Origin of the sequence: Mesorhizobium sp. WSM2240 (genome assembly GCF_040438645.1) — a bacterium.
Lineage (GTDB): Bacteria > Pseudomonadota > Alphaproteobacteria > Rhizobiales > Rhizobiaceae > Allomesorhizobium.
The window spans coordinates 184,460-206,178 of sequence record NZ_CP159256.1; the positions used below are offsets into that span (position 1 = coordinate 184,460).

18 protein-coding genes, 3 pseudogenes and 1 riboswitch are annotated in these 21,719 nt (G+C 61.5%); of the genes and pseudogenes, 3 read left to right on the forward strand and 18 right to left on the reverse strand.

Annotated elements, in window-relative coordinates; all coding sequences use genetic code 11:
• Positions 1–302: 302 nt before the first annotated feature.
• From ABVK50_RS30540 to ABVK50_RS30550, 3 genes are all read right to left on the reverse strand, one after another.
• The gene (locus tag ABVK50_RS30540) at positions 303–677 is read right to left on the reverse strand and encodes a PRC-barrel domain-containing protein (RefSeq protein WP_353646679.1); all 375 of its coding nucleotides are present in this window, start codon (positions 675–677) and stop codon (positions 303–305) included.
• An 81-nt stretch (positions 678–758) separates the two neighbouring features.
• Positions 759–1,232 (reverse strand): hypothetical protein, encoded by a 474-nt coding sequence (locus tag ABVK50_RS30545; protein WP_353646680.1) that lies wholly within the window; start codon positions 1,230–1,232, stop codon positions 759–761.
• 307 nt (positions 1,233–1,539) lie between these two features.
• Positions 1,540–1,779 (reverse strand): hypothetical protein, encoded by a 240-nt coding sequence (locus tag ABVK50_RS30550; protein ID WP_353646681.1) that lies wholly within the window; start codon positions 1,777–1,779, stop codon positions 1,540–1,542.
• A 1,411-nt stretch (positions 1,780–3,190) separates the two neighbouring features.
• Here ABVK50_RS30550 and ABVK50_RS30555 point away from each other — a divergent pair.
• Entirely contained in the window at positions 3,191–3,664 is a 474-nt protein-coding gene (locus tag ABVK50_RS30555; protein ID WP_353646682.1) for a transposase, read from the forward strand.
• A gap of 788 nt (positions 3,665–4,452) precedes the next feature.
• Here the strand turns inward: ABVK50_RS30555 and ABVK50_RS30560 are convergent.
• Genes ABVK50_RS30560 through thiC form a run of 6 tightly spaced genes read right to left on the reverse strand, consistent with a single transcriptional unit; the run spans position 4,453 to position 9,600 of the window.
• A complete protein-coding gene (locus ABVK50_RS30560) occupies positions 4,453–5,241 on the reverse strand; it encodes a hydroxymethylpyrimidine/phosphomethylpyrimidine kinase (RefSeq protein ID WP_353646683.1) in 789 nt (262 codons plus the stop codon).
• The gene (locus ABVK50_RS30565; protein WP_353646684.1) at positions 5,211–5,816 is read right to left on the reverse strand and encodes a thiamine phosphate synthase; all 606 of its coding nucleotides are present in this window, start codon (positions 5,814–5,816) and stop codon (positions 5,211–5,213) included. The genes ABVK50_RS30560 and ABVK50_RS30565 overlap by 31 nt, the downstream gene beginning before the upstream one ends.
• A complete protein-coding gene (locus ABVK50_RS30570; RefSeq protein WP_353646685.1) occupies positions 5,813–6,589 on the reverse strand; it encodes a thiazole synthase in 777 nt (258 codons plus the stop codon). The genes ABVK50_RS30565 and ABVK50_RS30570 overlap by 4 nt, the downstream gene beginning before the upstream one ends.
• Before the next feature lie 2 nt (positions 6,590–6,591).
• Entirely contained in the window at positions 6,592–6,789 is a 198-nt protein-coding gene (thiS, locus tag ABVK50_RS30575) for a sulfur carrier protein ThiS (protein ID WP_353646686.1), read from the reverse strand.
• Positions 6,734–7,768 carry a glycine oxidase ThiO gene (gene thiO / locus ABVK50_RS30580; RefSeq protein WP_353646687.1) on the reverse strand — a complete coding sequence of 345 codons (1,035 nt, stop codon included), beginning with the start codon at positions 7,766–7,768 and terminating at the stop codon, positions 6,734–6,736. Before thiO ends, thiS begins: the two co-directional genes overlap by 56 nt.
• Positions 7,769–7,770: 2 nt before the next feature.
• Positions 7,771–9,600 carry a phosphomethylpyrimidine synthase ThiC gene (thiC, locus tag ABVK50_RS30585; RefSeq protein WP_353646688.1) on the reverse strand — a complete coding sequence of 610 codons (1,830 nt, stop codon included), beginning with the start codon at positions 9,598–9,600 and terminating at the stop codon, positions 7,771–7,773.
• 113 nt (positions 9,601–9,713) lie between these two features.
• A riboswitch (TPP riboswitch) is annotated at positions 9,714–9,831 on the reverse strand.
• Between the two features lie 362 nt (positions 9,832–10,193).
• Here thiC and ABVK50_RS30590 point away from each other — a divergent pair.
• Positions 10,194–10,404 (forward strand): annotated as a pseudogene (locus ABVK50_RS30590) (TerC family protein); the annotation flags it as partial.
• A 120-nt stretch (positions 10,405–10,524) separates the two neighbouring features.
• Here ABVK50_RS30590 and ABVK50_RS30595 read toward each other — a convergent pair.
• The 3 genes from ABVK50_RS30595 to ABVK50_RS30605 form a co-directional block, all read right to left on the reverse strand.
• Complete coding sequence (locus ABVK50_RS30595; protein WP_353646689.1) at positions 10,525–10,878, reverse strand: DUF982 domain-containing protein; 354 nt, start codon at positions 10,876–10,878, stop codon at positions 10,525–10,527.
• Positions 10,879–10,984: 106 nt separating this feature from the next.
• A complete protein-coding gene (locus tag ABVK50_RS30600; RefSeq protein WP_353646690.1) occupies positions 10,985–11,272 on the reverse strand; it encodes a DUF982 domain-containing protein in 288 nt (95 codons plus the stop codon).
• 584 nt (positions 11,273–11,856) lie between these two features.
• Positions 11,857–12,720 carry a phosphotransferase family protein gene (locus tag ABVK50_RS30605; protein ID WP_353646888.1) on the reverse strand — a complete coding sequence of 288 codons (864 nt, stop codon included), beginning with the start codon at positions 12,718–12,720 and terminating at the stop codon, positions 11,857–11,859.
• 133 nt (positions 12,721–12,853) lie between these two features.
• Here ABVK50_RS30605 and ABVK50_RS30610 point away from each other — a divergent pair, with 133 nt between their 5' ends.
• Entirely contained in the window at positions 12,854–13,486 is a 633-nt protein-coding gene (locus ABVK50_RS30610; RefSeq protein ID WP_353646691.1) for a class I SAM-dependent methyltransferase, read from the forward strand.
• A 37-nt stretch (positions 13,487–13,523) separates the two neighbouring features.
• Here the strand turns inward: ABVK50_RS30610 and ABVK50_RS30615 are convergent.
• The 6 genes and pseudogenes from ABVK50_RS30615 to ABVK50_RS30640 form a co-directional block, all read right to left on the reverse strand.
• Positions 13,524–15,975: pseudogene (locus ABVK50_RS30615) on the reverse strand (FAD-dependent oxidoreductase).
• Positions 15,976–15,977: 2 nt separating this feature from the next.
• Complete coding sequence (locus tag ABVK50_RS30620) at positions 15,978–16,877, reverse strand: phosphotransferase family protein (protein ID WP_353646692.1); 900 nt, start codon at positions 16,875–16,877, stop codon at positions 15,978–15,980.
• On the reverse strand, positions 16,874–18,847 hold the full coding sequence (locus ABVK50_RS30625; protein ID WP_353646693.1) for an ABC transporter permease subunit: 1,974 nt from the start codon (positions 18,845–18,847) through the stop codon (positions 16,874–16,876). Before ABVK50_RS30625 ends, ABVK50_RS30620 begins: the two co-directional genes overlap by 4 nt.
• A gap of 53 nt (positions 18,848–18,900) precedes the next feature.
• Complete coding sequence (locus ABVK50_RS30630) at positions 18,901–19,920, reverse strand: betaine/proline/choline family ABC transporter ATP-binding protein (RefSeq protein ID WP_353646694.1); 1,020 nt, start codon at positions 19,918–19,920, stop codon at positions 18,901–18,903.
• 22 nt (positions 19,921–19,942) lie between these two features.
• Entirely contained in the window at positions 19,943–20,917 is a 975-nt protein-coding gene (locus tag ABVK50_RS30635; RefSeq protein WP_353646695.1) for an ABC transporter substrate-binding protein, read from the reverse strand.
• 565 nt (positions 20,918–21,482) lie between these two features.
• Positions 21,483–21,575, reverse strand: a pseudogene (locus ABVK50_RS30640) (ABC transporter permease); the annotation flags it as partial.
• Between the last annotated feature and the right edge of the window lie 144 nt (positions 21,576–21,719).

Sequence of the window (21,719 nt, forward strand, 5' to 3'; positions counted from 1 at the left end):
GGTACGCACGAGGCAGGTACCTACCCCATCCAGATGGAATGGATCTTGGGGACGAGCCTGCCGCACTAGCCCAAGCCAATGGTTGCTGCAGGGGAATGATACGGTCAAACTCCATGACAGGCCGCGAAACGCTCATCGGAGCCATTTTTTTTTTGCTCGTGAAGGACAACGCGGGCACAGCTGTTCAGAACGTTCTTCATCAACCCCGCGAATAGCCCATCGTGCGGGTTACTCGATAAGAAGGTGCCTGCAGCGGCCGGAAAAGCTCTCCGGTCCCGGCGAGCACTCGCAATAGGTTGCCGCTACACCCAATACGGCCGGATGCCATAGTGGTCGTAAACACGGCGGCCACTCTCGGCACCCCAGTCGAAATCGTGGTCGCGGGCATAGCGCGGTGCGCCTTCGACCTGCTCCTTCGTGATGTCGATCCGGAAACCTCCAAGGCTCTCGTCATAGTCCAGCTTCTGCCACGGCAGCGGATAGTAGTCGTCGCCAATTCCAAAAAAGCCACCAAAGCTCAGAACGGCGTAGGATACCCTGCCGCCCCTCTTTTCGAGGATCAGCCTTTCGACCTGCCCGATGTGATTTCCCTGGACGTCATAGACGTTGGTGCCGACCACCATGTCGCTGGCGATGAGATCGTGGGTTTCGCGAATGTCGGGGTCCTGGTTTGTCATGACTTGCTCCTTACCGTTGGTTATGGAGCAAAAACGGATTCCCACGCCTCAACGTTCCAGGGAAACTTTTGCGAACCAGCCTCAGCAACCTTCAGGCTTGAGCGAGCGCACCATCCGGGTGACGACCGGATCGTAGGCAACTTTTTTATCCCTGCTGTAGTCCATGAGGAACAAAGCGGCACGATCGCCGCACACGGTTATGGCTCTGACGTAGCGGATCTGATCGTCCTTGATTCCCGAGTAACTTGCCCATTCACGCGTCAGCCGCCGATAGGTGAATTCCCAGCCTTCCTTTTCGTCCTGACTGATCTGGTCTTTGATCCGAGACAGGAAGTCACCTTGTTCAAGGTTGATGCCCCAGACGGCGAGGAGGGCTCCATCGGGGGAATGGAACGCCGCGCCATCGCCACTCTCTGAACGTTGCGTCAGTTCGAACTCGGGTGGCACGTCGAAAACGAAGCCAAACCTCTCGATCCCGAAGCGCTGCCATTCCTGCGCCCTTGCCTGAGCGAAGAAGAGCATCAGCGCCGATAAAACCAGCAGAGTTCGGCCCATTGCTCGGCCCCTAGTTTGTTTAGCCTATGCTAATGCAAACTGCGTAAACCCGGGGATGTTCCGTTTTTGAAGAGCAGCCCACAGGAGATGATTTCACTGTCGCTGGAGGTTCAGATCAAATTCTTCGCAACGCGGTCAGCTAGTTGGTCCATTAAGAACTGCTCCGTTTCAAAGAGGTGTAACCACATCCTTTCGCAAGAATTGCCCGCAGGGCTGAGCGCGGGGCAGGCGCAAGAACCACTATGGAGTTAAATTGCGGCCCAGCACTTGTGACACAGCTGCGCCTTGTAGATGGGCCAGTGCCGGATCAGTTGCACCGTAGATCGGTTTTGTCCTCGTCGGCATCAGGCACGGTAATCGCCGCCTCGAGCAACCGGCCGCGGTCATCCACGCCGCTCTGGAACAGCAGCATGATTTTCAGGGCCATGTTTTCAGCATCCGCGGAACCTCGCGTGATTTTCGATGTGCGACAGGCTTCTTCGAAAACAGATTCCAAGGTCCTGAGCTCGTCCGGGTAAACGATCCCCTGAGTACCGGTGTATGGCATTGTCTTGCCCCTTGCCAACTAGAACTGGACAGTAGCGCAGGTCCAGTCGGCAAGCGAGTCGTTTGTATCAGGACAATCCTATCAGGTTCAGTGATAGTGCGCTTGTAGTCAAATCACTGGCGCCGAGTGGAGCCATTATCGATGCCGATCGTGACCATATGCCTTCACCGTCATCTAATGCGGCCGCTTCAAGACCCCGCATTCTACCGATTGCGATATCGTCCGCAGACCCCGGCAAGCGCATGGACGACGACGTAAGCGCCTGTGACCCCGTCGACGGAGCGGTCCACACAGACGATCGAACTAGATCGGGTCGATTTGGCCGGGCGCCGCTCACTTCGTTTCCACCTGATCGCTGTCATGACACAACGCGGTCTTCGTGACCGGCCGCGCCGCAGCCCCGGTCGAAACAAGAAGCCCACGGAACAGGCGAGGGGCCCAGCCTGCCTTGTGTCCACATAGAATTGATACTCATGCTGCAGGCTGGTTGGTTCTCGGGCAAAGCAGCTGCCAGCGACAGATCCATGGCCCGAATGGGTTCGGACCGGATTCAGATGGAAGCATGCCAATTGGTCAGCTGTTACCTGCCAGTCTAGCCCTCGGAATATGAGGCCCAAGCCTCAGCTAGCACGGGCGGATCTAGCGGCCTTAGCAGTCCTGGAGCGCCGCCGGCTTTGGCTCGGCGGGATTATCGTCCGGCGTCTAACATTCTATCAGTCTTCATCAATTGCGTGCTTCGAAGAGCATTATCGTGGCCCTATGCGGAGGCAGGTGCTGGTCCACACCGCGTCATTGCATCGCCACCTACACGGTCACATATACCGAATGCGTCGAATGTTTCCCCCTTGCATCGGCGCGTTCCCCTCTGTTGGTTTCAACTTTCAAATTTTTGCCGGACCTCACGGTCCGGCCACTTTTCGGGCACTGGTTTTGTTGGGCATCGCTCGCCTCTCAACTATCATTCCTTTTATATATGTTGCAATCAAACATGCTGCGTCCGTGCGTCCGCATTTCACAGGTTCCATCCTCTTTCTCGGCGGGCGCCGACCTATGAGCCGGTAGTTGTAGGGACCATGGGTGAATCGTCAGGCCATTCTCCATCAATGCCCAATTGAGAGCTATCGACATGTGCCATTTTGGACAGGCCTGAACGCCCTGTCGCAACGCATTAGGGCGGTCGCTCTCAAGTGTTACGGTTTGCTTGCGGGGTCGTGAAGATTGTTGATTGCGAACCATGGCTCTACATGCCGACAGCATTGATCGCGGCGTAAGGCCGATTTCCGGCATTCGACCAGAGCCTTGGAACAAGCACTTGGCGCGGTGCCGTTTTTTCGGCGGTGTTGACTACACGCAATGAGTGCTTGATGGTTGCCCCTGAGAATAGACGCTTTGCATAGCAACGGAGGGTTTCGTGGCTGACCTCAAGGAAGGCAATTCAAACCAGGTACCTACGGAGGCACCTGTGAAGGAAGAGACAGCTGACGCTAAGAAAAAGGCGCCGACGCCGAGAAAGGGAACCGGGAGGAAGGTACGCCCACAGCGGACCAAATCCAAGAGTTCGGTCAAACAACCTTCGTTACCTGAAGCGACCCCTATCGCTCCTGCAACCCGAAAAAGATATTCTGAAAGGGAGCGGGCCGAAAAGCTTGGCGAGATCGAGAGGCAGACAGGCCGGGGAACGAGCGTCAAGGACGCTGTCAAGAAGGCGGGAATATCAGAACAAACCTATTATCAGTGGAAGAAGGCTGCCGGGGAGGCCCCACATGGGAGCCAGCTTGAGGACCTCGTAAAGCTTGAAGAAGAAAATGCTCGTCTGAAGGCGCTCCTCGCCGCCCGGCTCCGCAACGAAAATGCCGAACTCAAGAAAAGGCTCGGGCTTGGCTAGTCACCTGAGAGCGGGCGTCGCACGCCTGCTAGCGGCTGGTACCAGGGCCAAGATCCCAATGTCCGAAATATTGACAATGTCGGACAGACGTTGCCGCCGCACAAAGACATTGCCAACGTAGCCAATCTGCAGCAGATGACTTGAACACCTTCTAGCTCCGCTAACCCCACCTTGGTGCCCGGATTGGTACTGCCGGGCAACGATCACATAGGCGCATTGGTCAAATGGACCGTTCAGCGGACTAAGGTGAGCAACCGGCACCCGCAATAGCCGTCGTGGTGCAGCCATGCCATTCAGACACAATATCCGCCGCCGTCAACACGCGCCAGTTTGACCTTGTGGGTGACGCCGAAAGCCCCTGTCCAAGAAGCAAGGCAACAAGACGCGGGACCCGCGACAGCCCTTCAAAGATGGGCTGCCGCTCAATTCGGATCCATGCACCAACGCTCTGTCGGGCTGTCGGGCGAGAACGGCTCCAGTTCTGTCCTGTCAGTTCCCGCAGCCTCTCACATCAGTCTTCGCGGCCTTTGCCGCGGTCGGATCAGGAACGCCGGCCAGATCGGCGAATGGGTCAGGGCTTCTAATATGTCTGGTCAGCGACTGCGTGACCGTCAAGCCGCGGTCTCCCTCCAAGCTTTGACGCAGAGAAAGTGTGGTCACAGCCCGAAACGATAGTGTCAGTGCGATGCTTTCGATCGCTTCAGCCGGTTCATTTTGCAGCAAGCTCCGTGCTTGTTGACTAGCCGAGCCCGATGACAGCCACAACTTCGCACTTTCATCCAACGCTTTCACTTCACAGTAGGCGCGCGCGCGGTGGCACGGAGCTTATGAAAGACATATTGCTTGGCCACTCGTACGCTGTCTTCCAATGGCGCATCCAACGCCAACTGAGCCGCGATCGCGGTCGCAAGCATACAGCCCGTTCCCCGCATCCCGCGGTTCAATCGAGGCGTCTCAAAGCGGACAGGCTCGCAATCCGGGCGCAGCAGGAGATCGCTCGCCCATTCGCCGGAGCTATGACCGCCCTTGGCCAGAACCACCGGCGCTCCGGCATCGAACAGAGGCCACGCCTGCATCAAAATCTCCGCCTCGTCCTTGGCCGGTTTCGAGGCGGCAAATGTCGCCAGCTCCGGCAGGTTGGGTGTGACCAGACAGCAAAGCCGTAGTAAGCGTTTGAACGTCGCCATTCCATCGTTGGTCAGTGCGCGACCTGATGTTGACGCGAGCACCGGGTCAAGCACGACCGGGACAGGGCCCCTTTCGACGAGAACCGTAGCGATGGCCTCGGCGGCGATCTTGGTGCCGAGCATGCCGATCTTGACCGCCGCAATCTGGTTGCTTTGGAAGGCCGCGCGCATCTGCGCGACAACCAGATCGGGCGGCATGAACTCGATCACCCGCACCGTTTCGTGCGTCTGCGCAGTCACCGCCGTCACGGCAAGGCAGGCGCGCAATCCGAAAGCGGCGCTGGTTTCGATATCGCGTGCGATGCCGGCCCCGCCGGAAGAGTCCGAACCGGCAATGACAAGCACATGCGGATCGCGCCTTAGCGCCACGGCGCGGTCGCCTCGATCCATTCACGCGTGCGTTGCTCCGGATCAGCGTTGAGCGTGATATCGGTGACGACCGCTGCTGAATCCGCACCCCTCTCGAAGACGCCGGCAAGCCGCTCCGGATTGAGCCCGCCTATGGCGACGAGGGGGAGGGGAGCCACGCGCGCCTTCCATTCGGCGATCCTGTTTAGCCCTTGCGGCGCCCATTTCATCTTCTTGAGAATGGTCGGATAGATCGGGCCGAGAGCGACATAGTCCGGCTCGGCCGCGAGCGTCGTTTCCAGTTCGATATTGTCGTGGGTCGAAAGCCCGAGCTTCAGTCCGGTGCGCCTGATCGTTGGCAGATCCGCCACGGCAAGATCCTCCTGACCGAGATGGACGAAGGCGACGTCTTCTTCGATGGCAAGCCGCCAATGATCGTTGATGATCAGCACGCATTCGTGGGCCGCACACACCGTCTTCGCGCGGCGGATATCCGCGCGCAGCGCAGCCTCATCCTTATCCTTGATGCGAAGCTGGACGAGTTTCACGCCGAGCGGCACCAGGCGCTCGATCCAGGCCGCGTTATCGACAATGAGGTAGAATGGGTCGAGCTTCACAAGAACACCGCCTTGCCGATGACGGGCGTCGAGGGGACGGCCATGTCGCGCGGTTCCAGCATGCCAGCGTGATAGGCAGCCCAACCCGCCTCGACTACCTTCGCGAAAGAGCCGGCCATAACGACGGGATCGCCAGCCTTCGCAATGGCTGTGTTGAGAAGCACTGCGTCGAAGCCGAGCTCCATCACCGCAGCAGCGTGCGATGGCCGGCCCAGTCCGGCATCGACGATCAGCGGTACGGCCGGGAAATGCCCGCGTAGCGCCCGCAGGGCGTCGATATTCAACGGCCCCTTGGCCGAGCCGATCGGCGCGCACCACGGCATCAGCACCTGGCATCCGGCCTCCAGCAGCTTTTCGGCGACCACCAGATCTTCTGTCGTGTATGGAAAAACCTCAAAGCCCTCGGCGGCCAACAGGCGAGCCGCCTCGACCAGGCCGAAGACGTCAGGCTGCAGCGTGTCGTGATTGCCGATAACTTCGAGCTTAATCCAGTTGGTGCCGAAGACCTCGCGGGCCATTTGCGCCGTAGCGACTGCCTCCTTCACCGAATGGCAGCCGGCGGTATTCGGCAGCACGCGCACGCCGAGCGAACGTATATGCGACCAGAACTGGCCGCCCGTTTTGCCGCCCGACGCCTCGCGGCGCAGCGAGACGGTGACGACCGATGTTCCGGAAGCCTCTACCGCCTCGGTAAGGATTGCCGGCGAGGGATATTGCGCGGTGCCGAGGAGCAGGCGCGAGGGAAGTTCGGTATCGTAGACGGTTAGGGTCATCGTCAGCCCCCCTGTCGTGGAGTCAGGATTTCGACGCGGTCTCCGTCGGTCAGCCGGCATTGGCTCCGCTCGACGGCCCGCACCAGCTCACCGTTGAGGGCGGTGGCAAGCCAGTCGCCCTCGTATTCCAGTTCGGACAGAAGCTTATCGAGCGTCCCGGACGACACCTGCCGGGCTTGGCCGTTTATCAAAAGTTTCATGGTGCAATTCCCTCGTCGCCTGTTTTCCGAAGATAAAGTCCGCCGCCCGGCGCGCCATCGCGGGCGCAAAGAGAAAGCCGTGTCGGTAGAAGCCGTTGATGCTGATTTCCGCCCCGTCCTCTTGGACGCGCGGCAGGTTATCGGGATAGGCCGGGCGGATGCCCGCCCCGGTTTCGATGATCTCCGCTTCGCCGAAAGCCGGATGCAGGCCGTAGGCGGCGTTGAGAAGCTCCATGGCGGAGCGTGCGGTGATCGGTCCGTCCGCATCGTTCTCAATCATCGTCGCGCCGACCATAAAGCAGCCGTCACCGCGTGGGACCAGATAGACCGGGATCCGAGGATGGAGAAGCCGCACCGGCCGGGTTAGCGCGACATCCCGGGTCCGTAGGATGATCATCTCCCCTCGCACGCCGCGCAGCGCTTTGTCCGTTTCCCCAGCCCCCATGCCTGTGCAATCAACCATCCGGTCGAATCGCGCACCCGTCGGCGGTTTTGTCTGCCCGAAGAGAAAGCGGACGCCAAAACCGTGCAGTCTCTTGTGCAACCGCAACAGCGCCCGGCGCGGATCGACATGGGCTTCGTGCGCGAAAAAAAGCCCGGCGCGAAAGCGGCCGGCAAGGTCGGGTTCCAATGTGGCAAGCTCGTCCGCGGAAAGATGCGCATGACCCTCCGTCCGTACCGCAAAGCGCCGAAGCTCGGCAACGTCACGCGGCGGCGCGACCACCAGCGTTCCCTCGAACCGCACGAGGCCCGGCAGCGTTTTTTCCCACCATCGGGCTGCGCTCTCGCCAAGCGTGATGACCGACCGGTCCGCGCTTTCAGCCTCGCAAAATGGCGCGAGCATCCCGCCGGCGAGCCGGGAGGCGCCGGCGCCGATCGCCGGCTCCCTCTCGACAACCATGATGTCTGCTCCGCGCGTGGCGAGCTCGTATGCGGCGGTAAGACCGGCGACGCCAGCGCCTCGGATGAGGACACGCATGCTCAAGGCTCCCCAGCTGTGTCCGGCTGACTTTCGACTTCTTCAAGCGGCATGTAGAGGTCGCCGCCTTGGCGGTATTTTTGCGCCATAGCCGCCATGCCCTCCTTCTGCGCCTCGGCGCGAATGTCGTGCGATATCCGCATCGAGCAGAATTTCGGGCCGCACATGGAGCAGAAATGCGCAACTTTGTGCGCCTCCTTGGGCAGCGTCTCATCGTGCAGCGCGCGGGCTGTCTCGGGGTCCAGCGAGAGGTTGAACTGGTCCTCCCAGCGGAACTCGAAGCGCGCGCGGGACAGCGCATCGTCCCTGATCTTTGCCGCCGGATGTCCCTTGGCGAGATCGGCGGCATGCGCGGCGATCTTGTAGGTGATGACCCCGGTCTTGACGTCGTTGCGATCAGGAAGGCCGAGGTGCTCCTTGGGCGTGACGTAGCAGAGCATTGCAGTACCAAACCAGCCGATCATCGCCGCGCCTATGCCGCTCGTGATGTGGTCGTAGCCAGGGGCGATGTCGGTGGTGAGCGGTCCGAGCGTGTAGAACGGTGCCTCGCCGCAGATCTCGAGCTGCTTGTCCATGTTCTCCTTGATCTTGTGCATGGGGACGTGCCCTGGCCCCTCGATCATGACTTGGCAGTCTTTCGCCCATGCGATCTTGGTCAGTTCGCCCAGGGTTTCGAGTTCGGCGAATTGCGCGGCGTCATTGGCGTCCGCGATCGAGCCAGGGCGAAGGCCGTCGCCCAGCGAGAAGGAAACGTCATAAGCGCGGCAGATGTCGCAGATGTCCTCGAAATGCTCGTAGAGAAAACTCTCGCGATGATGGTGCAGGCACCACTTCGCCATGATGGAGCCGCCGCGCGAGACAATGCCGGTGACCCGGTTTACCGTTAGCGGCACGTAATGCAGCCGCACGCCGGCATGGATGGTGAAATAGTCGACCCCCTGCTCGGCCTGTTCGATCAGCGTGTCGCGGTAAACCTCCCAGCTGAGCTCCTCTGCAACACCGCCAACCTTTTCCAGCGCCTGATAAAGCGGCACCGTGCCGATCGGCACGGGCGCGTTGCGGATGATCCATTCCCGGATGTTATGGATGTTGCGGCCGGTCGACAGGTCCATCACCGTGTCGGCGCCCCAGCGGATCGCCCAGACCATTTTTTCGACCTCTTCCGCCATCGAAGAGGTGACAGCGGAATTGCCGATATTGGCGTTGATCTTGATGAGAAAGTTGCGGCCGATGATCATCGGTTCGGATTCGGGGTGGTTGACGTTGGCGGGGATGATCGCCCGCCCGCGCGCCACCTCGTCGCGAACGAAATCCGGCGTGACGAAGTCCGGGATGGCTGCGCCGAAGCTCTCGCCGTCCCGCAGCATTTGAGTGCGCGCGATCTCGCGTCCAAGGTTTTCGCGGAGCGCGACAAATTCCATCTCTGGGGTGATTATACCCGAACGCGCGTAGGCGAGTTGAGTCACCGCCCCAGCGGCTTTCGCCTTCAAAGGCCGATGGCGGGTTGGAAACTCGGGTGTCAACCGCTCGTCCGACACAAAACCGTTGTCCTCCGGCCTGACGTGACGGCCTTCGTAGTGCTCGACATCGCCGCGTTCGGTGATCCAGTCCGCACGAAGCCGGGGGAGGCCTCTTTCGATACTGATTTCAACTTGCGGGTCGGTATAGGGACCTGACGAATCGTAGACGATGACCGGGGGTTCTCCGGCGGTCGGGTGGACTGCGATTTCACGCAGCGGCACGCTGATCTGCGAATGAATCTTGCCGGTCCTTCGGATTTTCGTTGAGGAAGGCAGCGGTCCGGTCGACACGGAGGGGGTGAGGGCATTCATATGAGGCTCCTTTGCTCATGCATTGGAGACCCAGTTCTGTGCCGGAAGGATGAGACGCTTCATCAGTATAAGGTTCGGGCTTTCCGCCTGAATTCCTTGCGGGCGTATTTGCCCATGAAGCGCTTGCACCGTCCCTACGCCAGTATGAACTGGATCAGGTTCAACGGGTCACTGCGCTGCGAAGAGCCAGCAGTATCTCAGCCCCTTGTCGGGACTCCCCTGGTGAAGAGGTCAAGTTGAACGACGCCTCGTCGACTTGTCAAGCGCTTGCCTCAGCATCACACCGAACGTGCGCCGTGCCGCGTTGCAAAATTACAGGCCCCACCCGCGCTAAGTGGGGTGCAAAACGCCCCTTGATTAGCATGCCCCTTGAGTTCCTCGCGCAGGCCGGGCCCCTCTGGCAGTTCTTCAGAACTGTGATGTCGGACTGGAATGTCCAATCCGGTGGCCTGGTGCTTGGGAGTTCAGCCGCAGTCCCTTGAGCTGTAAACGTCGATTCGGAAGTGCGCCGTCACTTTCCGAGCGGCTCATGGTTGAGGTCTTTCTCCGACAGCATGGCGGTCACCTTCTGATGACAAGAGAGTGGGTGCCACATGACCGAATTCCTGACTCCAGAAGCCCTATAGCCCTTCTCTAGTCATCATGATCGACTTGGTCTTGGCAGGTGACAATGCCATCGTGATCGGCTTGGCCGCTGCTGGTCTACCGAAGAACAACGCAGCAAAAGCCATTCTCATGGGCATCCTCGCCGTCATGGTGCTGCAAATCATCTTTGCCGCCGCCACAACTCAGCTACTGCAGATTGTCTGATCGTCCTCGTGCAAAGTCGGCCGATTGGCTGTGAATCGGCCCTTTAATTTTCGAGTAGTGGTCAAGCCATTTCTTTCGTTCCGGTAGCGAGGACACCGAGTAGGCCTCCTCAGGTCACCGGCGTGCCTCCCTCGATGACGGTCCCGACTTGGACGAGGTCGAAGAGGACGAAGCGCTGGACGGGGTGGCCTGACCCCCATGAGTTCTTTTGGAACGGGCAGTCACGACAAGAATTCGCGCCTCAAGCGCTGCGTCTGCAAACGCTTGACGGGCCTCTTCAGCTGTCACGTGCCCCTGCGTGGCGCCCCGCAATGCTTCGTCTGCCATCTGGAACATCGGGCCGTTGTGGTCCGGCCATTTGTCGTTCGCGAGGCACTCCGATGCCACCCAAACGGTGTGGACCAGGCGGGTTTTGCCGGGTTTGCCAAAGCTGATGCGAACCGGCCGATCAAAGCGGATCTGTTTCATTGCTCTTTCGAACGGCGATCGCCATCCGAGGCTCCGAATACGTCCCGATCCTGTCGGCATCAGTCCTCTTCCATCGGGAAGCCGGCCTCCGCGGCGATGACTGTCTTCACCCATGCCCGAGCGCAGCAGTCTCACCCGGTTGCATCACTACAAGGATTTTCGCCTCCTTCGCCGCTTGCATGAATGCTTCGCGCGCGAATGCGGGTGGTTCACTTCCCGCGAGCACCTTCATGCACGCCATTCGCGCCTGAATGCGTGTAGCCGTCTCGCCGATCGGCCAGTCGTAGAGCAGCATTTCCGCGGCCTCTCTGGCGCTGGAAACGCAGCGTTCTCCGGCGTCCGTCGCCACCGGAACCGGTTCTTCAAAGGGCCCAAGATCGACGTCGTCGCGCATCGCAGCCTCCTTTGGGAGTTGAAGAGCCGCGATCGAGCGCGGTTGCGTAACGATTCCGCACCTGCGCTTACATAACGTGAGCAAATCCTCATGAGCTGCGGTCCATCGACGTTGCCCACTGGGGCCGTGCACCTCGAGTGCGAGCTTTCGATCAGGACCCGAGCCGCGCGAATGGCATTATGGCCAGCGGCGTGTGAAAAGCCGCACTTACAGGTCGGATACATGGCCGCACCAACCAGCAACTGCAAAATGCTCAAATAAACCCTTGCCAACGGAGAGCCGTCCATACGGCCCCAAGGCTGCCGGGAGGAAATGCCCCATGTCGACCAAGAGCCAAACTTTGTCTTCGCCCGGAAGCGGACATCCCCGGTGGTCATGCTGGAAGTTGTAGTCGCGCCAATCTCGGACGCTTCTTGGATCGCGAACGAACGACAGGGTATCTCTCAGAACCGGCCGCTTGTTGTCTAACAGCGTGGCCGCTCGAAACGTCGTCCAGTTGGCGCGCGTTACACAATTTAACGAAGCCCGCGTCCAAACGGGCCATATATCGGCTTCAACTGCGCCCCGTTACGGCCAGAAGCATTTCAGCCCTTAGCGACCGCCGCCAAATGACGGGAAAGGTCGTCGCTCTCCATCAGTGCTCTGCAGCGCGCAAATCGACTATCTGCGTAAGCGCGAAAGTCGTCGGCCGGATTGCCGTTGGCAAGCTGGATCAGGCCCCACAGGGTCCATAGCAGGTCGCACATCGCCTTATAGATGACGATCCGGCCCCGCTCCACCGGTCGGGGCTCACAGCCGAAATAGGCGCGGATCATTTCTTCTTCCTGGTCAGCGTCGAACTCTCCCTCGACCGAAAGATCGCCCAGATCCCACATCGGATCGTTCATGCCGGAATATTCCCAGTCGACGATCCACATACGCTCGCCCGTATCGAGAAAATTCTCGCAGAGCGGGTCGCAGTGGCTTGGGGCAAGCGGCAGACGGTGCTTGCCGAGCGCGGCGCGTATCGCCAGGTTCGCTTCGTTCACGACGTCATGGTAGCCGGCCGGCAACGCCACATCCTTGGTCGACAGCACCTTGAGGTAGTCGTCGATCATCGCAAACAGCTCGAAGCGAAACGGAAACACCGCCCCGCTGTCGTGCAGTTTCCTAAAGGCTTGCCCGGCCCTGGCCGGCGATCCGGGCCGCGTCTTGAACTTGTGCGGCGACATCGTCTCGGCCCCCTCAATGAAGCGCGTCACCATCACACCCGCCGTAACGTCGAGATGAAGCACCTCGGGACTTACGCCAGCTCTCGCGGCCTCTCGCGCGGCCACCGCCTCATGGAGGCGGTTGATGTATTCCTCGGTACCCTTGCCCGGAATGCGCAGGCAGCAGTCGCCAAGGCGGTATACCCGGTTGGTGAGTCCGCCCAGTCGTTCGATGGGACCGCCATAGCCTGCCAGCATTGGAACCGCCGCTATGATGGCACGCGTTTCGTCGTCCAATTTTCGCTCCCTCACTAGGTTTCAGTCGGATAGGTTCCACAATTTCCAGCTCTTGGCTATCATTCGCCGGCAACGGTAAGCGAGGAGCGAAACGATGGCTGAAGGGCATCACGAGGGAACGCTGGGTGCGGTCTATGAGGCGAAACGACCGGAGGAGGTTGCGGCACTCTACGATCGGTGGGCCGAGACGTACGAGGCGGACATGGCCCTGGCCGGCTACCGCCATCCGGCGATCTGCTTGGCCCTCACCGCGCGTCATTTGCGACACGGCGCGGGACCGCTGCTCGACGCCGGCGCCGGAACGGGGCTGATCGGCGAATGGCTCGGCATCCTGGGCTATCCGCATGTGGAAGCGCTGGACATCTCGCAAGGCATGCTTGCCCGGGCTGCGAAAACCAACGCCTACAAGGCGCTCCATTGCCTGGCTTTGGGCGGACCGCTCCCGTTTGCCGACGAGCACTTTGCCGGTATCGTTTCAGCGGGCGTGTTCACGTCCGGCCATGTCGGCGTCGAGGGTTTGGACGAGCTTATACGAATCGCCCGACCCGGCGCGGTGATCGTCCTTACCGTCAAGAATACGGTCTGGGAGGCCGGTTTCGCGGCGCGCATCGATGCGTTGGAGGAAAGCGGAACCGTTTCGCGGCTGGAAGAGACGGAGCCCTACGTCTCCATGCCGGGAGAGTCCGGCACCATGCCGAGCCGCGGTCTCGTCCTGCGGCGTATTTAGACCCCTGCGGTGCCAGGAAACGATCTCGGCGCGCGGGTCATGACTTCACGCGCGCCATGCCCGGGTCGTAGAGCGGTTCCATGTGGAGAACGGCCCGCGTCCGCTCCATCGCCACGACCAGCTCGTAATCGCCCGACAGCAGGAAATCATCGCCGACGCCGTTCGGATTGCGAACATATCCGTAGCCGATGTTCTTGCCGACGGTATAGCCATAACCGCCGCTGGTGAGATAGCCGACGGCTTCGCTGTTCCGCAGGATCGTCTCCCGGCCAAGCAGCACGATTTCGGGGTCGTCGACCGTGAAGCAGGTGAAGCGCTTTTTCAGCGTTTCACCCTGCAATTTTTCCAGCGCCTGCCTGCCGACGAAGTCAATTTTCTTGCGGAGCTTCACCGCCCAGCCCAGCCCCGCTTCGAAAGGCGTGTCGTTGGGCGTGATGTCGGAACCCCAGGCGCGGTAGCCCTTTTCGAGCCGAAGCGATTCCAATGCACGATACCCGACCGGGCGGATGCCGTGCGGCTTGCCCGCCGCCATCAGCGTGTCGAATACCTCGCCCGTGGCGTCGATCGGCACATGCAGTTCCCAGCCGAGCTCGCCGACATAGGTGATGCGAAGCGCTCGCACCTTTTGCCCGGCGATCACGATCTCACGGACATGGCCGAACGGGAATGCAGCCTTGGAAACATCGGCATCGGTGACCGCCGCCAGCACATCTCTCGCGCGGGGGCCCATCAGCGAAAGCGTGCCGAATTCCTCCGTCACATCCAAAAGCTTCACATCGAGCCCGGCCGGAATGTGGTCGCGTATCCACGCAAGATCGTGGGTGCGGAAGCCGGTGCCGGTGACGATGTAGAATTTGTCCTCGGCGATCCGCGCCACGGTCAGGTCGGCTTCGATGCCGCCGCGCGTGTTGAGAAGCTGAGTGTAGGTCAAGCGGCCGGCGGGCTTGGCGACATCGTTAGCGCAGATCCAGTCCAGCGCCTGCGCCGCGCCCGCTCCCGTCATCTCGCATTTGGCGAAAGAGGACTGGTCGAAGATGCCGACCGCCTCGCGCACGTGCCGGTGCTCCTCGCCGACAGGCCCGAACCAGTTCTGGCGGCCCATCGAGTAGATGTCGCGCTCCATCCACTCGGGCGCGAACCAGTTCGGCCGCTCCCAGCCGAGCTTCGAGCCGAACACCGCGCGGTGCGCCTTCAGCCGTTCGTAGAGCGGCGAAACAATGCGCGGCCGGCCGGAAAGATATTCCTCGTGCGGGAAGCCGATCGTGTAGTGCTTGCCATAGGCCTCCAGCGTGCGATCTGAGACCCAGTCGCGGTCTCGATGAAGGCCGGAAAAGCGGCGGATGTCGACCACCCAGAGATCGAGCGGCGCCTCGCCGTCCATCGTCCATTGCGCCAGCACCCAGCCGGCGCCGCCGCCGGAGGCGATACCGAATGCGTTGAAGCCCGCGCCGACAAACATGTTTTCGCATTCCGGTGCGACGCCGAGGATGAAGTTGCCGTCCGGGGTGAAACTCTCAGGGCCGTTGATCATCTGCTTGACCCCGGCCGTCTCCAGCGTCGGGATTCGGGCGATCGCCTGCGTCATATGCTGTTCGAAATGATCCCAGTCGTCGTCGAACAACCGGAACTGCCAGTCGTTCGGAACGTCCCCGCCCCGGCAGTTCGGTCGACCATGCCTGCGGGTTCGGCTCGTAGCCGCCCATCACCAGCCCGCCGACCTCCTCCTTGAAATAGGTGCGCCGGTCCGGGTCGCGGATGGTCGGCGCATTCGCCGCCAGCCCGTCGACCTTTTCGGTGATGATGTACTGATGCTTGACCGGCTGCAGCGGCACGTTGATGCCGGCCATCGCCCCCACCTGCCGCGCCCATTGGCCGGCGCAGTTCACGACCTTTTCGCAGGCGATGTCGCCCTGGTCCGTCTTCACCTTCAGGATGCGGCCGTCTTTCATCTCGAAGCCGGTCACGCGGACGTCCTCGAAGAGCTTCGCGCCGTGTATGCGCGCGCCCTTGGCCAGCGACTGCGTGATGTCGGACGGGCTCGCCTGGCCGTCGGTAGGCAGCCAGCTTGCGCCGACGAGGTCGCCAACCTCCATCAGCGGCCACATCGCCTTCACCTCGGCCGGCGAAAGAAGCTGCATGTCCATGCCGAAGCTTTTGGCCGTCGTCGCCAGCCGCTTGTATTCGGTCCAGCGATCCTGGTTGGTGGCGAGCCGCAGGCAGCCCGTCATCTTCCAGCCGGTTGCAAGCCCCGTTTCGGCCTCCAGCCCCTTGTAGAGCTCGACCGAATATTTCAGCACCCGCGTGATCGAAGCCGAAGAACGCAACTGCCCGACCAGGCCCGCCGCATGCCAGGTCGAGCCGGAGGTCAGCTTGCCCTGCTCCAGCAGCACGACATCCGCCTTATGGTCGCGCGCCAGGTGATAGGCGGTCGAGCAACCGATAATGCCGCCGCCGATGACGACGATCCGGGCGTGGGTTGGCAGGGTCATGTTCAGGATTTTCCGTAGGTCGAGCGATATTGGTCGAGCGCCTCAGTGAGGCGTGACAGGTTCTCGGCCGTATAGGCGACATAGTCGACGCCGGGCGCGGCAAGGTGCAGTTCCGAGACCATGCTCCACATCGCCTCACGCAGGAGCGAGGCGCATTGCATGGCCGCATGGGAGCGAAGCAGGTCGGTCGTGGGCTCGCCGCCGAAATATGTGGCGAGAAACCCTTCCGATTCCTGTTCGGTCATGCCGGCATTCGAGGCAGCGCCGGCGAGGTCGAACATGGCTGTGGAGAAGCCGGCATATTCGAAATCGATCAGCCACAGCCGCGCGCCGTCCTCGAGTATGTTGGCGGGCAGAAGATCATTGTGGCCGAAGATCACCGGCAGCGCCGTCTGCGCCTGCTCCAGTTCCTCGGCGAGCGCCAGATAGCCCGGGATTTCCGAAGCCATGCGGCTGCCCCCGGCCTCCAGGGTGCGGGCATAGTCGCGGATGACGTGGAAGACCCAGAACATGAATCCCGCGCCGGACACATGGCGCGGCATCTCCTGGTGGAAGCGCCGCAGCATGACCGCGATGCGCTCGCGGTTCGCCCGCACGTCCTTCGCCCCGTAGGTTCTCGCGCCGATGAAGGCAGTGACCATGATGCCCGGCTCGGCATAGATTACCTCCGGCGCGAAGCCGGCGGCATGGGCGGCGCGCGCGGTCATGATCTCGCGTTCGCGCGAAACATGGTGGAATGGAAAATCCCTGCCGAAGCGCACGACATGCCGGCCTGCGCCGTCGGTCACCAGGTAGCTCTCATTGCTGATGCCGCCGTGCAGCGGCTCGATCGCGATCGGCCCGCTCCAGATCGGCAGCGAACGGGTGCGCTCTTCGGCGTTGCGGACGAGCATTTCCGTCATGCGAGCCCGAGCCTCTTCTTCGTCCGCGCCGCGCCGGCGGCGATCAGCCTATCTGCGATGATCGCGATGAAGGCGACGGCGAGGCCAGCGACCAGCCCGCGCCCGGTGTCGGCCTTGGTCAGCGCGACATAGACCTCTTGGCCGAGGTCGCGCGTGCCGACCAGCGCGGTGATGACGAGCATCGACAGCGCCAGCATGATCGTCTGGTTGATGCCAAGCATGATCTCGGGCAGGGCCAGCTTGAGCTTGATCTTGGTGAGCAACTGCCAAGGCGAGCAGCCCATTGCCTTGCCAGCCTCGACGAGCTTCGGATCGACCTTCTGCAGGCCGAGCACCGTGTAACGGATCACCGGCGTGATAGCATAGGCGACGACGGCGATCATGGCGGTGAAGTCGCCGACACGGAACAGCATCACGGCAGGGATCAGGTAGACGAAGGCAGGTAGCGTCTGCAGCGTGTCGATGACCACTCGAACCACCCGCCAGACCTGCTCCCGCTCGGCGGAAAACACGCCGATCGGGATGCCGAGCAACCCTGCAATGGCGACCGAAACGCCGCAGAGATAGACGGTGATCATCGCCTTTTCCCACTGGCCGGTGGCGGCGACGACGAAGCTCAGACAACCGCAGATCAGCGCCAGCCGGGCGCCGCCGAGCCGGTAGCCGGCGAATGCGAGTAGCCCTGTCACTCCAAGCCACGGCAACCCGCCGAGCAGGCGCTTGAAGGGCACCAGGATGTTCAGGAGAACCGCGTTCTTCAGCGCTTCCAGCGTGTCGAAGAAGTTGACGTTGATCCACTCGACGACGACGGAAAAGAAGGTGCCGGTCGAGATCTGCAAGATCTCCGGATAGGTCTGCACGGCTGGGGTGATAAGCCCGATCAGCGCTGTCGCTACGACGATGGCGAGCGCAGTGAGGAGATAGGGATAACGCCCGAACAAGCCTCTGCTGGACGGCGCAAAAGGCTGGGGCTCGGCCGCCCTATCAGCGAAAGCCTGCGACAGCCGGTCGAGCGCAACCGCGAGCGCCACGATGGCGAGCCCTGCTTCTATGCCGGCGCCGATATCTAGGCGGCGCAGCGCGGCCAGCACGTCGAAACCGAGCCCGCCGGCGCCGATCATCGAGGCGATGATGACCATGTTGAGCGAGAGCATAATGACCTGGTTGACGCCGACCATCAGGCTTTCGCGGGCCGAGGGCACCATGAGCCGCCATGTCATCTGCCGGCGCGTGCAGCCGATCATCTTGCCGAGTTCGCTGATCTCCGGTGCAACCGAACGCAGCGCCAGCGTCGTGACGCGGATCATCGGCGGCATGGCATAGATCAACGTGGCGACCAGGGCGGCGGTCGGGCCGAAGCCGAACAGGAACAGGATCGGCACCAGATAGGCAAAGACTGGAATCGTCTGCATCAGGTCGAGCAGCGGCGCCATCGCCCGTTCGAAAGCCGGCCAGCGCCAGGCGGTGATGCCGAGCAACAGGCCTCCGGCGACGCCCAGCGGCACCGCGACGAGGATCGAGGCGAGCGTCACCATTGCGCTCTGCCACTGGCCGAACAGCACTAGGAAACCGAAGCAGACGGCGACCAGCACCGCAAGGCTCCGGCCGCCGGCGTAGAGGCCCATCAGAGTAACGATCGAGATCACCGCCAGCCAGGAGAGTGGCGGCACGACCGTTGCCGCCGCCGAACCATGGCCGGAACGGAAGCCGATCGACAGCAGATTCAGAACGAAGCGGTAGGGCAAGTCCATGAGCGCAGCGATGAAGCGCGTCAGATCGCGAAAGCTGAAGAGGCCGAAATGCGCCTCTTCGACCAGCCATTTCATCGCCGCGCTGATCCAGCGCGCCAGCGGCACCTGCCATGCCTTCGGATATTCGACGACCCAGGGAACGGCCTGCCCGAATTGCCAGAGCGCGACGAAGGCGAGGATCGCGACGATCCAGGCAAGGGCAGCCGGTGAGACCGGCATCCCCCTCTGCGGGGCAGTTATGGCGGTCGGTTGGGGGGCGGACGCCACTGCAGTCACCCCTGCATCAGGACGGAGACTACATCGTCGCGATGGATGAGGCCGAGCGCCTCGCCATTCTCGCCGCGCACACGCAGGGCTGAAGCTTCGCCGCTGAGCAGCGGCACGGCATCCGAGACCGTCGCTCCGGCCGCAATCTCATCGCCGATCGCGAGGCCGTTGACCTTCGCCGGCACTGGCTTTGCCAGCGAGCCGACCGTGATCACCTTCGCCTTGGGGACGTTGCGGGTGAACTCCGCGACGTACTCGGTCGCCGGACTGAGCACAATCTCCTCCGGCGTGCCGGCCTGCACGATCTCGCCGTCCTTCATGATGGCAATACGATCGGCGAGTCGGATCGCCTCGTCGAAATCATGGGTGATGAAGACGATCGTCTTCTTCAGCACCGCCTGCAGGCGCATGAATTCGTCCTGCATCTCGCGGCGAATCAGCGGGTCGAGCGCCGAGAATGGCTCGTCGAGGAACCAGAGTTCCGGCTCGACTGCCAGCGACCGGGCAATTCCGACGCGCTGCTGCTGACCGCCGGACAGCGCGTGGGGGAAGAAGTTCTCGCGGCCGGCAAGCCCGACAAACTCGATCATCTTGCGGGCCCGCGCTTCCCGTTCGGCACGCGCCACGCCCTGAATTTCCAGCGGAAAGGCAACATTGGCGAGCACGGTCAGATGCGGCAGCAGCGCGAAGTTCTGGAAGACCATGCCCATCTGATGCCGGCGGATTTCGGTCATCCGCTTGTCGCTTGCCTTCAGTAGGTCCTCGCCATTGAAGAGGATCTCGCCGGCCGTCGGCTCGACGAGGCGCGAAAGGCACCGCACCAGCGTCGATTTGCCGGAGCCGGACAGCCCCATGATAACGAAGATCTCGCCCTCATGGACCTCCAGGCCGACGTTACGCACGGCTCCGACCAGGCGAGCCCTGGCAGTATCCTCGTGCGACGGGTGCGGCGATGCGCGCAGAAACTCTTTGGCACGCTCGCCGAAGAGCTTCCATACGTTGCGGCAGACGAGCTGGGGCTGCACGGGGCTTCGTCGGGCGAGAGAATTATTTCCCGATCCAGCCTTTCCAGCGGGATTCGTTCTTCGTCATCCAGTCGGCCACAACCTCCTCGATCTTCTTGCCGTCGAGATCGACCGCTGTGATCATTGCGCCCATCTCGTCATTGTCGACGGTGAAGGCCTTGATCGCCTCGTAGGCGCCCGGCCACTTGTCTTTCACGCCGACCCAGCCGACCTTCCAGATCTCGCCGAACGGCTTGCCGCAGTCATACTTTGCGTCGGGGTTGGTGCCCCAGGCGGGATCTTCGTAGCATTCCTTTGTGTATTGCGGGAACTCGACCCACTCGCCCTCGTATTTGGCCGGCGCCCAGTGCGGGGCATAGACCCACAGCATGATCGGCGCCTGACGCTGGTAGGCGCTTTCGAGTTCCGCAAAGAGCGCGGCGTCTGTGCCGGCATGGATGACTTCGAAAGGCAGATCGAGCGCCTCCACACGCTCGTCGTCATAGCCGCCCCAAGTCACCGGCCCCCCGAGATAGCGGCCCTTGGGTGCCGTCTCGGCCGTGGAAAAAGCCTCGGCGCACTTCTCGTCCTTCAGCGCCTCCCAGTTGGGTAGGCCAGGGCACTTTTCGTTCATGTATGCCGGATACCACCATTCCTCCTTGGCCTTCATGCCGGTCGGGCCGAATACTTCGGTCTTGCCGGTGGCCGTGGAGGCATCCATAGCGTCGCGGCCGGTGGTTTCCCACATCTCCATCGCCACATGCAGGTCGCCGGTTTCCAGCCCCGCGAACTGCGCGAGATAGTCGGCCTGCACGTATTCGACATTATAGCCGGCCTTCTTCAGCACCTCGCCCATGATGTTGGTTGTAATGAGCTGGCCGGTCCAGTCATGCAGCGTGAGCTTGATCGGATCGCTCGATTCCTGTGCCGGCGCATGGCCTGCAAATGCCAGCCAGAGAGCGGTGGAAAGTGCGAAGGCACGAGCGCGCGTGTTCACTTGGATATGGCCTGAAAACATCTCAATCTCCTGCTCGCCTCTGTGGTTTTTGTTGATAGTTCTTGCCGCATGCGTCTGCGGCCGCGGGCCGGAGGCATTGCGGATAGGATTGGAAGCAGTGTCGTGCAGCCGGAGCGGGATTGTCAACGCGGGCCCTGTGGTTTTTTCTGTGTTTACGACCGAATGAGCTTGTAATGGCCCATTGCAGACGGAATTTTGCCTCAAAATCGGGAGATCAGGTAAGCATTGCCATATCGAAACACCGCAGAGAAATCCTTCGCCTGCTTTGGGAAGAATGCACAGTGATGCCCAGCCGCTAGTTTGAAGAGGCTCTCGAGCGTTCCCCGGTCGCAAGCCGAATTATCGGTTCTAATCGCTGCTCCGTTTTGTCTGCGAAACCACTCCTCATACAGCGTCACCCGGCGCTGGAGGTTGTCTGCGACAACTGAGAGTGCCCGCCGTCAATAACGCGGGTGCTAAGCACGTCCAGGCGAGGCGACAGGTAAATTACTGGATCCGGCTTCGGCAATTCCGCCATGATGTTCCGGCGCGCGTCAAGCGCAGGATGAAGCAAGCATCGAACAGGTGCAAGGTTTACCGCCGGCAGGATCGGGTGAGTCAGGCCGTCGTGCGTCATGAACGCCCATTGCACACCGAATAGCTCGGCGGTCTCGCCTCTGTGTGGTGATACGGCAGGGCCCGTCTCTGACGCGCGATTTCCAGACTTTCATGGCGTTTCTCCAAACCTGCCGCTCGCGGTTGGGCGGGTATCGACCCGAGTGCGACATAGCACACTCTGTGAGAGCACGGCAGAGCCGTATCC